A 13,583-nucleotide genomic window follows, 5' to 3' on the forward strand; every position below is an offset into this window, starting at 1 on the left:
GCCGGCGCAGCTCACTCCCCACTCGGCGCGATGAATCGCGCCGGGCTCGCGTCCGCTCGCAGGTCCTCGAAAGCCCCACCAGCGGAACGCAGTTCCCCCTTCGCTTATGCGCTGAGGCTGGCGTCCGCGGTGCGCTGGGCGGTGATCTCTTCGGCGATGTGATTGATGAAGAAGCGGTGGAAGAGCTCGCGCTGATCCTTGTCCACCTGGCCACCGACGCCGAGGCCGGCGCGGCGCCGCGCGATCCACGGCGGCACGCCCCGCGCGATGACGTTGGAGTTGACGCGCACGTCGACGAGCGCGTCGTCCTCGTCCTCGTTGACGGTGAGTGCCACCTTGAGGCTGATGCCGGTGGGCTCGATCAACTTCCAGCTGCGTTCCCAACGGCGGCGGCGCTTGTGGTCGAACACCACCTTCACCTCGGGCTCAGTCTTCACCGTCTCGGTGCTCCGCGCGATGCCGCGCAGCAACTCCTCGATCTCCGGCCCGATCTCGTCAGCGACCCAGCTCACCAGCGAGGGTCCGCGGTTCTCCAGCTCGGGAAGCGCGCTCGGGTCGGTGCCCGGCCCCATCGCGCTGATGGTGCCAGCATGACGCCGACAGTACATGATGCCACCGATCATCGACCAGTGCTCGGGACAGAATGCCATCTCGCACGCGCGCCCGCGGCGGTCCCGGTAGGAACACGCGGTTGCCGTCTCGTTCCTGCAGCCCTGGTCGGTGCACGGCAGCGTGCCGATCGGTGCGGCGAATTCGGTGGGGCGGCGTTTGAACAATGGCATGGTGCACGCCGGCTGGCGCGCCTTGATCCTACCGCGCCTCGTGTGACGGCACGCCAACAAGCTCGTGTCGCAATGCAGTGACGAGGCGGCGCACATCGTCCATGAGCGACGCGAACTGCTCAAGCGTCAGCGATTGCGGACCGTCACTCAGTGCGTCGTCAGGCGACGGATGCACCTCGATGAGGAGTCCGTCGGCGCCGGCCGCAACCGCCGCCAGCGCCATGCTGGGAACCAGGTGGCGGTGCCCGGTGGCGTGCGAGGGGTCGACCAGGATCGGCAGATGCGAGAGCGACTTCACCAGTGGCACCGCGGAGAGGTCGAGCGTGTTGCGCGTGCTGCTCTCGAACGTGCGAATCCCGCGCTCGCACAGCACCACGTCGTTGTTGCCGTGAGCCACGATGTACTCCGCGCTGAGCAGCCACTCCTCGACGGTGTTGCTGAGGCCGCGCTTGAGCAGCACCGGCTTGCGCGCTTCGCCGACCGCCTCGAGGAGGCTGAAGTTCTGGGCGTTGCGGGTGCCCACCTGGAGCATGTCGGCCGCCTCGGCGACAACCGCGACATCGGACGGCGTCAGCACCTCGGTGACCACCGGCAGGCCGGTGACCTCGCGCGCCGCGCGCAGGTGCTCCAGCCCCTGGGCGCCCAGGCCGCGGAACGAGTAGGGCGAGCTGCGTGGTTTGTAGGCGCCGCCGCGCAGCAGCCCGGCGCCGGCGGCGGCGACGCCCGCGGCGGTTTCGAGCAGCTGCGCCTCGCTCTCCACCGCGCAGGGACCCGCGGCGACCACCAGCGAGCCGTCACCGATGGGTACGCCGCCGACGTTGACAACGGAACGCTCCGGGTGCCACTCCAGCCCCACCATCTTGTAGGGCTTGCTCACCGGGATCGCTGCCACCACCCCGGGAAGGGCCACAACGGCGTCACGGATGGACGAGGGGTTGCTGCCGAGCACGCCGATGGCGAGCCGGTCGGCGCCCGGCAGCTCGATCGGCTTGTAGCCGCGATCGCGCACGTGTTGCATCACGTTGGCGACCTCCGCAGGCGTGGCCTGCGCGTTCATCATGATCAGCACGTCAGCTCGTCCACCGCCATGCCGTCAGCACGGCCAACAGGCCGGACTGCTGCTGGTTGAAGGCGAATTGCGAGGTGTTGAGCACGATGTCGTATGTGGTGGTGCCGTGGCTGATGATCATGTCCTCACTCTCGCCCGGTGTCCCCTGGATGTCGCGATCGTAGGTGATGTACTGACCGGTGGCGCCGTCGATGGTGAAGGACTTCGGTGTGCTGAGGTTGGTGGCACCGTTGCTGGATACGCTCTGCAGGTAGCCGGCCACCTGGTCATCCGGGACCGGCAACGTGAGGAGCAGGACGTTGATGTTGGCGGTGACGTCGTTGATGTTTTGCACCAGCTGGCCGGGCGGCCCCTCCTCGATGAGCATGTCCACCTTTCCGTTGGCGCTGAACTTGCGGACCTCGCTGGCGTCAGAGACGCGGTTGGTCCAGCCGTTGGGGACGATGGTCGTGAAGCCGGCGGTGGCCAGCGGAGTTCCCCTCAGGGGCGACGGCGACGGCGTCGCCGGGGTCACGGAACCGGTCACCGGCGTCCCAGGTGATCCGCAGCCGGTGAGGAGCCCACAGCACACCACCACGACGGCAATGGCGTGGCGGGCTCGGATCACTCGGAGGACCTCGTCTGGCTCGGGCGCGACGGCCGCCCAGTCTAGTGTCGCGCCGCCGGAGAACGGCGCCGCACGCTGCCGGGATTGCGACACCCGCCACAATCGAACCGTGACCCAGCTGACCGTTGCGCGCGTCGGGGCCACCGAGGTGGCAGGGCTTCGACGGCTGCTCGACTCCAACCCGGTGCACAACGTCTACCTGCGCAGTGAGCTGCGCCTGCTTGGCAGCGCGGCGCCGTGGTGGTGTGTGACCGACGGCCATGAGCTGCGCGCCGTGGTGCTCGCCGGCGCGTTGACCGTGCCCTTCCTTCCGGACCCGAGCGACGCTCCCCGCCTAGCCGAGGCAACGCGCGCGCATACCGCGCCTCATCTGATGGTCGGTCCGCGGGATGCCGTCCGCGCCCTGCACGCGTGCCTGGAGCCGCGCCGACCAGCGCGGGAGATCCACGATCCGCAGCCGGTGATGGTGATCGACCGCCAGCGGCTGCGCGTCCTGCCGCCCGCGCCGATCCGGCGCACCACCAAGCGCGACGTGGACGCGCTCGCAGTGGCGGCGGCGATGATGCACCGCGAGGAGATGAGCGCGGACAGCGCGCCGCCCGATGCCGTCGCCTGGAGGGTGCGGATGAGCCAGCTCGTCGATCGAGGGTGGAGCTGGGCCTGGATCGATGGTGGCCAGGTGGTGTTCAAAGCCGAGCTCAGCGCCTGGACGCCTGACGTCGTGCAGATCCAGGGCGTCTTCACCGGGCCGTCGCGGCGCGGGCGCGGCGTGGCCACGGCCGGGATGATCGCTCTGTGCTCGCTTCTCCTCGATGAGGTCCCGCTGGTGGCTCTCTATGTCAACGGCTACAACCAGGCAGCGCTGCGCGTGTACGGTCGGGTCGGATTCGAGCAGCAGGGCGAGTTCGCCACCGTGATGTACTGAAGATGAGGCCGCGATGATCGAGGCAAGCGCCACCGCGACACTGCCGGTTCTCCCCAAGCAGGCATTCGCCGTGGTGAGCGACATCTCCAACGCCGACTGGTTGCCGGCAGTGCGCGGCGTCCGCCACCTGGGTGGCCCGAAGCGCGGTGTGGGGGGGCGCTTCGAGGTGGAGGCCGGGATGGTGGGACGGCATCTCCGCGGCGTGCTCCTCGTCAAGGAGCTGGACGATCCGCACCGGATGGTGCTGGTGCTGGAGGAGGGCCTCGACCTCACCATCACCATCGACGTGACCCCGGCCAGGGCGGGGAGCAAGCTGCGCGTCGAGGCCCGTTACTCGGTCGGCGGGGCGTTCGGCGGGGCCGTCGAGCGCGCCAGCCAGCCGGCGGCTCGCCGCGAGGTGGCCCGGGCGGTGGAGCAGCTGGCCGCCCGGTTCGGGCGCGAGGACGCGGCCCCGGCACGGCGGAAATGACCACCCGCTTCCCGGACGACACCGAGCTCGACGCGATCGCCGCCCAGGTGCGTTCCTTCACACGGATGCCGGCGGCGGAGCTGAGCCGGCTCCTCGACGATGCGCGCCAGTCGCCGACGGGCCCTGCCACGGGACAGTTGGTGGAGCAGCAGCTCGGCACCGTGCTCGACGCGGTGCTGGCGCGGCGGGGACAGGGCGTCGACCTCATGGACCTTTACCAGGAGGGCTCGATCGCTGCCACCGTCGCCGCCGGCGAGTTCGCCAGTCGCGGCGGTGCGGCGACCGGACTGCGGGCCTACGTGGCGCGCGTCGTCGACAAGTTCCTCGACGACGTCATCAAGCGCGAGGCGGCGCAGAAGCTGGCAGACACCATGCTCCTCGAGCAGGTCAAGCTCCTCGAGGCCGCTGAGGTGGTGCTGCGCTGCCGCCTGGAGCGCGAGCCGACCACGCTGGAGCTGGCGGCCGCTCTCGAATGGACGCCGGAAACGGTCGAGGTGGTCGGCGCGGTGCTCCACCAGGCCCGCGAGAACAACGACGCCGAGATCGTTGATTTCCTCGACGACATCGACGAGGCCGACACCGGGGACACCGCCGACATCTGACCCGCCCCACGCGGCTGAGCCGCGCGGGACCCCCACGCGGCGGGGCCGCGCGGGGGGACCCGTTCTTCTAGCAGAGGGGCGATGCGCCCCTCTCGGCCGTCCGGCAGAGCTGGCCAACCTCACTCCCCACTCGGCGCGATGAATCGCCCCGGGCTCGCCTCCGCTCGCACACGGTTCCTCCGGCAAGACCGTCGGCGCAGGCGACTTCCACCTCGCCGGAGCTGACTCCGCTGAGCTGTGGGTTCCGAGGGGGGAACGCGGTTCCGCCTTCGCCTACTGTCCGCCGAACGTCCGCGGGCGGCGGCCTAAGATCCACGTCCATGCGGGGGGTGGGCTCGAGGGGGGACGGCCGTACGGTGCTGGTGATCAGCGAGGACATCGAGCTCGCGGTGGCCCTTCGCGACCGGCTCGACCGCGGCTACGTGACGGTGTGCGACGCGCGCACCGCCGAGGCGGACGCCGCGGTGCGCGGCTGCCATCCCTGGCCGTGGATGGTCGTCGGCGACGGCGCCGGACTCGCCCGGGCGGCCGTGGAGCTGCTGGGGCGGCATCCGACCCTGCTGCTGTGGCGCGGCGCGCCTCCTCCGGGGCTGCCCGCCCACACCCGGCAGCTCCAGCGCTTCTCGGAGTTGGCCGCCGCGGCGGAGTCGGCTCTCGGCGCCGAGGTGGGCGGCATCCGTCTGGCGCCCGGGGCCGGCGTCACCATGCCGGACGGCCGGCACCACGCCGGCGCGGCGCTCGAGGCACTGGTGGCCAGCCACCCCCGGCCCCTCTTCGCCGCCGCGCATCACTTCCGGACTGTGGACGCTACGCTGGACGCCCACGCCGTTGCGCTGCACGTCACGCGCACCGCCGCGGGCGGCGCGCGCCTCGACACTCGGGCCGCATGATGCGCGCCAATGCCGAGGTGCTCATCGTCGAGGACGACGCGGAGACGCTCGACGAGCTGCGTGCGCATTTCTCGCGCAAGCGTTTCCATCCGCTCGCCACTCGCAGCGCTGCGCACGCGGTGGCGGCGCTGCGCAACAACGCGGAGTCGACGCGACCGGTTCTGGCCGTGGTCGACTGGGACCTGTCCAAGGCGCCAGACCAGACCCTGACCAGCAGCGACGTGCTCTCTCTGCTGGCCCGCGAGCTGTCGGACTGCCTGACCATCGTGTACTCAGCCAACATCGACTCGTTCCGGGTGCGCAGCGAGATCCATCGTGCCCATCCGCGTGCCTGGTTGCACGACAAGCGCGACGGTGACCTCTCGCTCATCGAACGGGTCGAGCGCATGCTCGACCCGACCGTCGAGGACCTGCGCATCAAGGACGGGTCGGTGGTGCTCCACCTGCCCACCATGGCCGAGCACCATCACCGCGAGGCGGTGCGGCTGGTGGTGCACTACCCCGAGATGGTGACATTTCACTCGGACACCGCCACCAAGGCCGTGCGCCGGTTCGGGCAATGGCTGAACACAAGAGGGTCGCGGGTGGCCGTGGTGAGCCACGGGAATCGCAAGTACCGGCTGGCCCCGCGCCCGTGAACCTCACCATCGGCGAGGTGGCGGAGCTGCCCCTGCCGGCGGCGCTGCTCGACGGGGAGCAGGTGGTGGCGCACACGCCGGAGTGGGACCGCGCCGGACCCGGTGCCGTCACCTACCGCGTCCGCCAGACCCGGCTGGTGGTGAGCACCGACGACATCCACCCGATGTGTGCACCGGTTCTCGACGCGCTCCTCGATGAGATCGACGGCACCGCTGCGACGCTGGCGCGGCGCCAGGCGCTACGCGTCCGCATGCTCGCTGCGTCCCTGCGCATCGTCGCGGGCCGTGAGCTGAACGCCGCAGGGACCAGCGCCGACGTGCTCGAACACGCCTGTGCCGGGATCGCGTCGCGCACCGCGCTGCAGGTCACTGTGGAGGACGACGAACCATTCGCCGTGCTGGCGCCGCCCGTCGCGGCGCTGGTGCTCGTCCAGCTCGCCACCAACGCCGAGCGGCACGACCGCGCCGAATCGCTGGCGCTTCGCGCCGACCGCCACGCGTTCGCGGTGGAGTGGCACGGCTCGAACGGCGCCCCGGGTGCCGCCACCGCGCGCCGCCGCGCCGACCGGCAGCGCTGGGGACTGGGCTTCGCGCGCATCGCCGCCGACTCGATCGGCGGTGCGCTGTATCCGCCGAGCGAACGCGCCGACGGCTTGCGCAGCGCGTCGCTGGAGACCGGGCTCAACCGGCTCTCGCTGCCGCTCGCGCTGGTGCGCGACAGCGTCGTGCACAAGGCGACGCGGTCGTGGGACGAGGAGACGTCGCTGCTTCCGGGTCGGCGCCTGGCGGATGGTCGCGCAGCGCACTGTGTGGCGGCGGCCGCGAGCATCCCGGGGGCAATCGCGCGCGTCGACGGCTGGTGCGCCCGGACCGGGAGTTCCGGCACCTGGGTGGCGATCCCGCCGGACGCCGTCGTCGACCGCGCCCGCGACGTGCTCGACGGCATGGTCCACGAGCGCGCGCTGTGGGACGGCGTGCCCGAGCCGGCGCGGTCACGGATCGTCGCACTGGCCGCGATCCTCGGCTCGATGCTCGGGGCCGAGCTGGTCAGGGTTCCCGGCGCGACCTGGAACCGGCGCGCGCCGGACGTGGCTCGTGCGTATGGACTGGCCATGCCGCTGCCCGTCTTCCGCGGCGCCGGCGCGGTCGATCCACGCGTGGCGCTCTTCCTCGCCACCGCGTTCGGCGAGGCGCTGGACGCCGACGGCGACGACCTGTATCTGCGCATCAGGGCCGACCAGCGGGACGACCCGCTGGTGCGCGTCTTCCTCGCGCCGGGTGACGACTCGCTGCAGCTCAGCTGACGGCGAGAGCTGCCCCGCCCGTGTCAGAACGTGGCCGAGTGCTCGTCGCGTGGCGTCCACCAACCGTCGGGCTCGCGGCCAAAGCCGGGGTCACGATGGGTGGCGCGCACCACGGTCTTGATGTTGCCGCGGACGTTGAAGTCGCCGATCACCTCGCAGTAGCGCGGTGCCAGCAGCGAGACGAGGTCACTGAGGATCCCGTTGACGACGTCCTCGTGGAACACCCCGACGTTGCGAAAGGCGTTGACGTACATTTTCAGCGACTTCAGCTCGACGCAGCGCGGACCGGGGACGTAACGCACATGCACGACCGCAAAGTCGGGGAACCCGCTGCGTGGACACAGGCAGGTGAACTCCGGCAGCGTGAACTGGATGGTGTAGTCGCGCTCGGGGCTGCGGTTGTCGAACGACTCGAGAAGGCTTCGCGGCTCCGCGTCCTCGCTCATGCCGCCGCACCGGCGAACCGGCCGCTGTCGCGGCGCGGGGTGAGCACATACCAGTGCCGCACCGGGGCGAGCAGCAGCACCGCGAGAGCGGTCATCCACGCCTTGCCCATCACCTGGCCACCGAGCAGCGAGAGCGATCCGAACGCGATGCTCAGGAACACGACGGAGTCGACCACGCAACCGACCAGGTTGGCGGGAACGAGCGCCACGATCCAGCCACGGCGCAGCAGCGGCGTGTAGACGAGGAAGTCGGCGAGCTCCGAGGTGAAGAAGGCGAACCCGCTGGCGACCGCGAGGGCGGGCGAGACAGCCGCCGACACTAGCGCGCCGACGGCGATGGCCGCCACCGACACCCAGCGACCGAGAATGTTCTGCACCAGGTCGCGCAGCGTGAAGGCCAGTCCGACGAAGTACACGGCGGCCGGAGCGCGGAGCCCGAAGCCCACGGGCACGAGGCCGAAACGCTGCACCGCCCAGTTGGCGGCGAAGATCACCGCGATGTACGCGGCCAGCGCCGTCAGGCCGGCGGCGGTGCGCAGCGACATGGCGGGCATCGGTGCAAGCGTACCCGCTGACGGCGTGGGGGCCGGATCAGCCGACCGGGAGAGCGTCGGTGTGTGCGGGCGTCTGGATGACCAGCTCGCCGCCGCGCACCTCGACGTGAGCGCGATCGCCGTCCCGCAGGCGGGCCTCGAGGATGGCCATGGCCAGGGGGTCCTGGAGGCGGCGCTGGATCACCCGCTTGAGCGGGCGCGCGCCGTAGGTCGGGTCGTAGCCGTCCTCGGCGATCAGGTCGAGCGCCGCCTCGTCGACGTCGAGGCTGATCGAACGCTGGGCGAGCCGGGAGCGCAAGCTTTGGAGCTGGATCTCGACGATGTGGCGCAGCTGCTCGCGATCCAATCTTGAGAAGACGATGATTTCGTCGACGCGGTTGAGGAACTCCGGGCGGAAGTGCTGGCGGAGTACGGCGAGCACCTCGTCGTGGACGCGCTCGTGCTCTCTGGCGTCGGCGTTCGGCGGCATCTCCGCGATGACGTGCGAGCCCAGGTTGCTGGTCATGATCACCACAGTGTTGCGGAAGTCCACGGTGCGGCCCTGCCCGTCGGTGAGGCGGCCGTCGTCGAGAAGCTGAAGAAGGATGTTGAACACGTCCTGGTGCGCCTTCTCGATCTCGTCGAGGAGCAGCACGCTGTACGGACGGCGTCGCACCGCCTCGGTGAGCTGTCCGCCCTCGTCGTAGCCGACGTACCCGGGAGGCGCGCCGACCAGACGGGACACGCTGTGGCGCTCCATGTACTCGGACATGTCGATGCGCACCATCGCGTGCTCGCTGTCGAAGAGGAACGCGGCCAGGGCGCGGGCCAGCTCGGTCTTGCCCACCCCGGTGGGCCCGAGGAAGATAAATGAGCCGATCGGCCGGTTGGGATCGCTGAGGCCGGCGCGGCCACGACGCACCGCTGCGGCCACCGCCGCTACGGCGTCCTCCTGTCCCACGACGCGCTCGTGTAGACGCTCCTCGATGTGCAGCAGCTTCTGGGTCTCGCCCTCGAGCATGCGGCTGACCGGGATGCCAGTCCAGCGCGCCACCACCGCGGCGATGTCGTCCTCGTCGACCTCCTCCTTGAGCAGGGGGCGGTCTCCCTGTAGCTCGCGCAGCCGTTCCTGCTCGGCCGCCAGGGCGCGTTCCAGCTCGGCGAGGGTCCCGTAGCGTAGCTCGCGGCGCGCCCGAAGTCGGCGGCGAGTTCGGCCCGCTCGGCGTCGTGGCGCAGCTCCTCGATCCGTTTCTTGATGTCGCGGATGGCACCGATGGCGCCCTTCTCCCGCTCCCAGCGCTCGCGCATCTCCTTGGCACGCTCCTGGAGATTGGCAAGCTCGCGCTCGAGGGTGGCGAGCCGGTCGCGTGAGGCTGCGTCGGTCTCCTTGCGCAGCGCCTCGCGCTCGATCTCGAGCTGGCGGATGTCGCGCTCGGTGGCGTCCAACTCGGTGGGCATGGAGTCGATCTCGATGCGCAGTTTCGACGCGGCCTCGTCGATGAGGTCGATGGCCTTGTCGGGGAGAAAGCGATCGCTGATGTAACGACCGGAGAGCACGGCGGCGGCGACGATTGCTGAGTCCTTGATGCGCACCCCGTGGTGCACCTCGTAGCGCTCCTTGAGCCCGCGCAGGATGCTGATGGTGTCCTCGACGCTGGGCTGGTCGACGACGATGGGCTGGAACCTGCGCTCCAGCGCGGCGTCCTTCTCGATGTGCTTGCGGTACTCGTCGAGAGTGGTGGCGCCGATGCAGCGCAGCTCGCCGCGGGCGAGCGCCGGCTTGAGCATGTTGCCGGCGTCCATGGCACCCTCGGCAGCGCCCGCACCAACGAGTGTGTGCAGCTCGTCGATGAACAAAACGATCCTGCCGTCGGAGCCGGTCACCTCGGCGAGCACGGCCTTGAGCCTGTCCTCGAACTCGCCGCGGTACTTGGCTCCGGCGACCATGGCGCCGAGGTCGAGGGCCACGACCCGGCGGTCGCGAAGCCCTTCGGGAACGTCACCGGCGGCGATGCGCTGGGCGAGGCCCTCGACGATGGCGGTCTTGCCGACGCCGGGCTCGCCGATCAGCACCGGGTTGTTCTTGGTGCGCCGGCTGAGCACCTGGATCACCCGGCGGATCTCCTCATCGCGGCCGATGACGGGATCGAGCTTGCCGGTGCGCGCGGCGTCGGTGAGGTCGCGGCCGTACTTGCCGAGAGCGTCGTACTTGTCCTCGGGGTTAGGGTCGGTGACCCTCTGCGAACCGCGCACGGATGCCAGGGTCGCGTAGATGCGGTCGGGAGTGACCCCACCGCCGCTGAGCAGGCGGTACGCCTCGCCGCCCTTGCGGCCACTCAGCGCGAGGAGCAGGTGCTCGGTGGAGACGTACTCGTCCCGCAGGCGTGACATCTCGTCGAAGGCGGCCATCAGCACCTCGCGGAGCGCCTCGCCGACCGCCGGCTCACCCCCGCCGTACTGCTTGGGACGGGATTCGAGCTCGCTCTCGATGCGCGCCGCCAGAGGTTGCGGGGGCACCTCGAGGCGCTGCAGCAGGGACGGGACAAGTCCGTCCTCCTGGCGGAGCAGGGCGAGAAGGAGGTGCTCGGGCTCGACGCGGGCGTGCTGCATCGCGGCCGCCGACTGCTGGGCTGCCTGCAGCGCTTCCTGGGAGCGTTCGGTGAATCGGTCCAGTCGCACGGACATGTCATACCGCAACAGGGCGCCGACAAATCGGTGGGTCGACGATTCCGCGAACGCAGGCCGCCGCCGCAATCCTGACGTACCATGCGGCTCGTCGCGATGCCGTCCGTCCCCCGCCGGCCCAGAATCCTTGCGGTCCCTCTCCTGTTGGCGACGATCGGCGCCGTGGCCGTGGTCAGCGCTGGGGGGGGTCCGGGCACTGCCGTCGGCGCTCGGGCCGCAATCGCCAACACCGCCGCCGACCTGGCCCGCCCCGCGTGGTTCGGCATGAGCCTGGTCCGGCAGCCCGTGCTATTCGTGGAGGCGGCACCCCCGCAGACACCACCGGTCCTGCACGCTCGCGCCGGGATTCTCGTCGACATTGATTCCAACGCCGTCCTCTGGCAGCTGGACGCGCACGCCCACCTGCCCCCCGCCAGCACGACCAAGATCCTCACAGCTCTCGTCGCGCTGGCCAACCTCAACCCCGACCGCCAGGTGACGCTCACCCCCGAGGCGGTGCACCTGGCGTGGGATGAGACCCGCATGGGCCTGTCCGCCGGGCAGACACTGACCGTCCGGGAGCTGCTCACCGGGCTGCTCGTGGTCAGCGGCAACGACGCCGCCAACGGGATCGGCCTTGGCACCGTCGGCATGGAGCGTTTCGTCGGCGCCATGAACGCGCAGGTGGCGGCGCTCGGCCTCCACGACTCGCATTTCACCGGCCCGGTGGGTCTGGACGACCCCGAGCAGTACTCCTCCGCGTACGATCTGGCGGCGATCAGCACCGCCGCGGTGCGCACGTACCCGCTCTTCCGCGACATCGTGACGATGCGCAGCGCCGATCTCCCCGCCGCACCGGGTCATCCCGAGTTCTTCCTCCAGTCCATCAACCTGCTCCTCGGCATGTATCCCCCGGCCACCGGCATCAAGCCGGGCTGGACAGGTGACGCCGGCTATTGCGAGGTCGCGATGGCGGTGCGCGACGGCCACCGGCTGATCTCCGTGCTGCTCAACGCCCCGTACAGCTATAGCCAGTCGCGCCACCTGCTCGACTGGGGGTTCGTGCAGGAGGGGCTGCCGTCGACGCTGCCGACCCCCACCCCTAGCGCTGCGCCCTCGCCTCATGGCTGAGACAGCTGCCGGGTCGGGCGAGACCACGCGCCTGACCGTGATTGGCAGCGGCGACGCCTTCAGCGGCTCCGGTTGCAATGCCGCCTACCTGGTCGATGAGCGCGTGCTCATCGACTGCGGCGCTCCCGTGCATGCGCTGCTGCCGCGCGCCGGCATGAGCGCGGCGTCCATCGACCTCGTGCTGATCACGCACTTCCACGCCGACCACACCTACATGCTGCCGATGCTGCTGGGATCCCGCGCGTTCACCGGCGAGCTGCGCGGTGGGCTGGTGATCGGCGGGCCGCCCGGGACGAAGGAGTACGTGCTCCGCCTGCTCAGCACCGGGTACGGGCGCCACATCGTCGGGCTCATCGATGAGAGTCTCCACCTCGAGTGGGTGGTGCTCCAGGACGGCGCCGACGATGTTGTGGCGGGATACCGGGTGCGCGCCCACGCCGTGGTGCACAGCACTGGGCCGTCGCTCGCCTACACGGTGGAGCGCGACGGTGCCGCCGTCATCGGCTTCAGCGGCGACACGACGCTCTGCCCCGGCCTGCGCCGCGCCATCGCATCGGCGGACGTGATGGTGTGCGAGTGCACCGGCTGGGACGGTCCCACCGAGGGCGGACACCTCTGGCGAGGTGAGCTGGAACAGCTGATCGCCGAATACCCGGACACCCGCTTCGTGCTCAGTCACCTGCGCACGCGCGGTCCCATCGCCGGGGCCATCCTCGCGCACGACCTGCTGTCGCTCGACGTCAGCGCCGCCGCGCCAGCCACTAGGTGAAGCGAACGGACTCGCGCCAGGTCTGAAGCACGGCGGTGTCACCGTCGACGCCGATACCGTCGATATCCCGGCGGTTCATCAGCAGCGCGAACAGGTCGCTCGCCGGCGCGTTCACCGAGCAGTCAGCCCGCCCCCCATCCCGCTCCACAGTGATGCCCTCGCTGCGCAGCGCGACAAGCCAGCGGTCTGGCGCGTCGCTGGGATCGACCTGCAGCGACCCGACGCTTCCCTCGGCGACCCGGCAACGCGCCGGGGCGAGCAGCAGCCACTCATCGATGCCGTCGGCGGCGACGCGCGCTGGGAACGGCGTTGGCGCTAGTCCCGCGGCCTGCTCGACGTCGAGACGGTGGATGGCGGTCTCGTGCGCCTGCCGCCGGGCCCAGAATGCCAGCGGGCTGGGTGCTTCGGCCCACGCCCAGAAGAGGTCGTCGGGTGTCGCTGAGGACAGCGCATCGAGGAGTTGGCGATGACCGTCGCGGTACCACGCCAACAATCCGTCGCGGTCGTCGGGACCGACGGAGTCGAGACGCAGCCGCTCCTGCACGCGGTCGCGCACGATGGCGCCGGCCCAGCGGTGCACGTCGCCCATGTGGCGCACCAGCGCGTCGACGTCCCAGCCGGGGCAGCCGGGCACGGCGGCGTCCAGCGCCGTCGCCGCGGCCACCTCGCCGAGACGCTCGCCCTCGACGCGCAGGCGCACCAGGCACTCGTCGACGGTCAACGTGGTGCGGTCGCCGGCGTCGGGTGTCATTGG

Annotated in this window: 14 protein-coding genes and 1 pseudogene; 8 read left to right on the top strand and 7 right to left on the bottom strand. The window is 70.6% G+C overall.

Annotation, left to right across the window (positions count from 1 at the left end; translation table 11 throughout):
* Positions 1 to 104 precede the first annotated feature (104 nt).
* From JF886_RS05105 to JF886_RS05115, 3 genes are read right to left on the bottom strand one after another with little or no spacing between them, the layout of a single operon-like run.
* Entirely contained in the window at positions 105 to 782 is a 678-nt protein-coding gene (locus tag JF886_RS05105) for a hypothetical protein (protein ID WP_337310237.1), read from the bottom strand.
* A 28-nt stretch (positions 783 to 810) separates the two neighbouring features.
* Positions 811 to 1,842 carry a 3-deoxy-7-phosphoheptulonate synthase gene (aroF, locus tag JF886_RS05110; protein WP_337310327.1) on the bottom strand — a complete coding sequence of 344 codons (1,032 nt, stop codon included), beginning with the start codon at positions 1,840 to 1,842 and terminating at the stop codon, positions 811 to 813.
* 10 nt (positions 1,843 to 1,852) lie between these two features.
* A complete protein-coding gene (locus tag JF886_RS05115; RefSeq protein WP_337310239.1) occupies positions 1,853 to 2,458 on the bottom strand; it encodes a hypothetical protein in 606 nt (201 codons plus the stop codon).
* Between the two features lie 109 nt (positions 2,459 to 2,567).
* On the opposite strand from JF886_RS05115, the gene JF886_RS05120 reads away from it, so the two are divergent.
* The 6 genes from JF886_RS05120 to JF886_RS05145 all read left to right on the top strand — a co-directional run bounded on the left by JF886_RS05120 (position 2,568) and on the right by JF886_RS05145 (position 7,286).
* A complete protein-coding gene (locus JF886_RS05120) occupies positions 2,568 to 3,383 on the top strand; it encodes a GNAT family N-acetyltransferase (RefSeq protein ID WP_337310241.1) in 816 nt (271 codons plus the stop codon).
* 13 nt (positions 3,384 to 3,396) lie between these two features.
* Positions 3,397 to 3,852, top strand: a complete 456-nt coding sequence (locus JF886_RS05125) for an SRPBCC family protein (RefSeq protein WP_337310243.1) — start codon at positions 3,397 to 3,399, stop codon at positions 3,850 to 3,852.
* On the top strand, positions 3,849 to 4,454 hold the full coding sequence (locus JF886_RS05130) for a hypothetical protein (protein WP_337310245.1): 606 nt from the start codon (positions 3,849 to 3,851) through the stop codon (positions 4,452 to 4,454). Before JF886_RS05125 ends, JF886_RS05130 begins: the two co-directional genes overlap by 4 nt.
* A gap of 320 nt (positions 4,455 to 4,774) precedes the next feature.
* On the top strand, positions 4,775 to 5,344 hold the full coding sequence (locus tag JF886_RS05135) for a hypothetical protein (protein ID WP_337310247.1): 570 nt from the start codon (positions 4,775 to 4,777) through the stop codon (positions 5,342 to 5,344).
* A complete protein-coding gene (locus JF886_RS05140; protein ID WP_337310249.1) occupies positions 5,341 to 5,982 on the top strand; it encodes a response regulator in 642 nt (213 codons plus the stop codon). The genes JF886_RS05135 and JF886_RS05140 overlap by 4 nt, the downstream gene beginning before the upstream one ends.
* Positions 5,979 to 7,286: a hypothetical protein gene (locus JF886_RS05145; RefSeq protein WP_337310251.1), complete on the top strand. Its 1,308-nt coding sequence runs from the start codon at positions 5,979 to 5,981 to the stop codon at positions 7,284 to 7,286. The genes JF886_RS05140 and JF886_RS05145 overlap by 4 nt, the downstream gene beginning before the upstream one ends.
* A 23-nt stretch (positions 7,287 to 7,309) precedes the next feature.
* Here the strand turns inward: JF886_RS05145 and queF are convergent, their stop codons facing one another.
* The 3 genes and pseudogenes from queF to clpB all read right to left on the bottom strand — a co-directional run bounded on the left by queF (position 7,310) and on the right by clpB (position 10,950).
* Entirely contained in the window at positions 7,310 to 7,732 is a 423-nt protein-coding gene (queF, locus tag JF886_RS05150; RefSeq protein WP_337310253.1) for a preQ(1) synthase, read from the bottom strand.
* Positions 7,729 to 8,286 carry a VUT family protein gene (locus JF886_RS05155; RefSeq protein ID WP_337310255.1) on the bottom strand — a complete coding sequence of 186 codons (558 nt, stop codon included), beginning with the start codon at positions 8,284 to 8,286 and terminating at the stop codon, positions 7,729 to 7,731. The genes queF and JF886_RS05155 overlap by 4 nt, the downstream gene beginning before the upstream one ends.
* Positions 8,287 to 8,323: 37 nt before the next feature.
* A pseudogene (clpB, locus tag JF886_RS05160) lies at positions 8,324 to 10,950 on the bottom strand (ATP-dependent chaperone ClpB).
* Positions 10,951 to 11,112: 162 nt separating this feature from the next.
* Between clpB and JF886_RS05165 the strand changes: the two are divergent.
* The gene (locus tag JF886_RS05165; protein ID WP_337310257.1) at positions 11,113 to 12,060 is read left to right on the top strand and encodes a D-alanyl-D-alanine carboxypeptidase family protein; all 948 of its coding nucleotides are present in this window, start codon (positions 11,113 to 11,115) and stop codon (positions 12,058 to 12,060) included.
* Entirely contained in the window at positions 12,053 to 12,829 is a 777-nt protein-coding gene (locus JF886_RS05170; protein WP_337310259.1) for an MBL fold metallo-hydrolase, read from the top strand. Before JF886_RS05165 ends, JF886_RS05170 begins: the two co-directional genes overlap by 8 nt.
* Here JF886_RS05170 and JF886_RS05175 read toward each other — a convergent pair.
* Positions 12,822 to 13,580 carry a maleylpyruvate isomerase family mycothiol-dependent enzyme gene (locus JF886_RS05175; protein WP_337310261.1) on the bottom strand — a complete coding sequence of 253 codons (759 nt, stop codon included), beginning with the start codon at positions 13,578 to 13,580 and terminating at the stop codon, positions 12,822 to 12,824. The two genes, JF886_RS05170 and JF886_RS05175, sit on opposite strands and share 8 nt — an antisense overlap.
* Between the last annotated feature and the right edge of the window lie 3 nt (positions 13,581 to 13,583).

The organism is Candidatus Aeolococcus gillhamiae (assembly GCF_016464765.1).
GTDB lineage: Bacteria > Chloroflexota > Dormibacteria > Aeolococcales > Aeolococcaceae > Aeolococcus > Aeolococcus gillhamiae.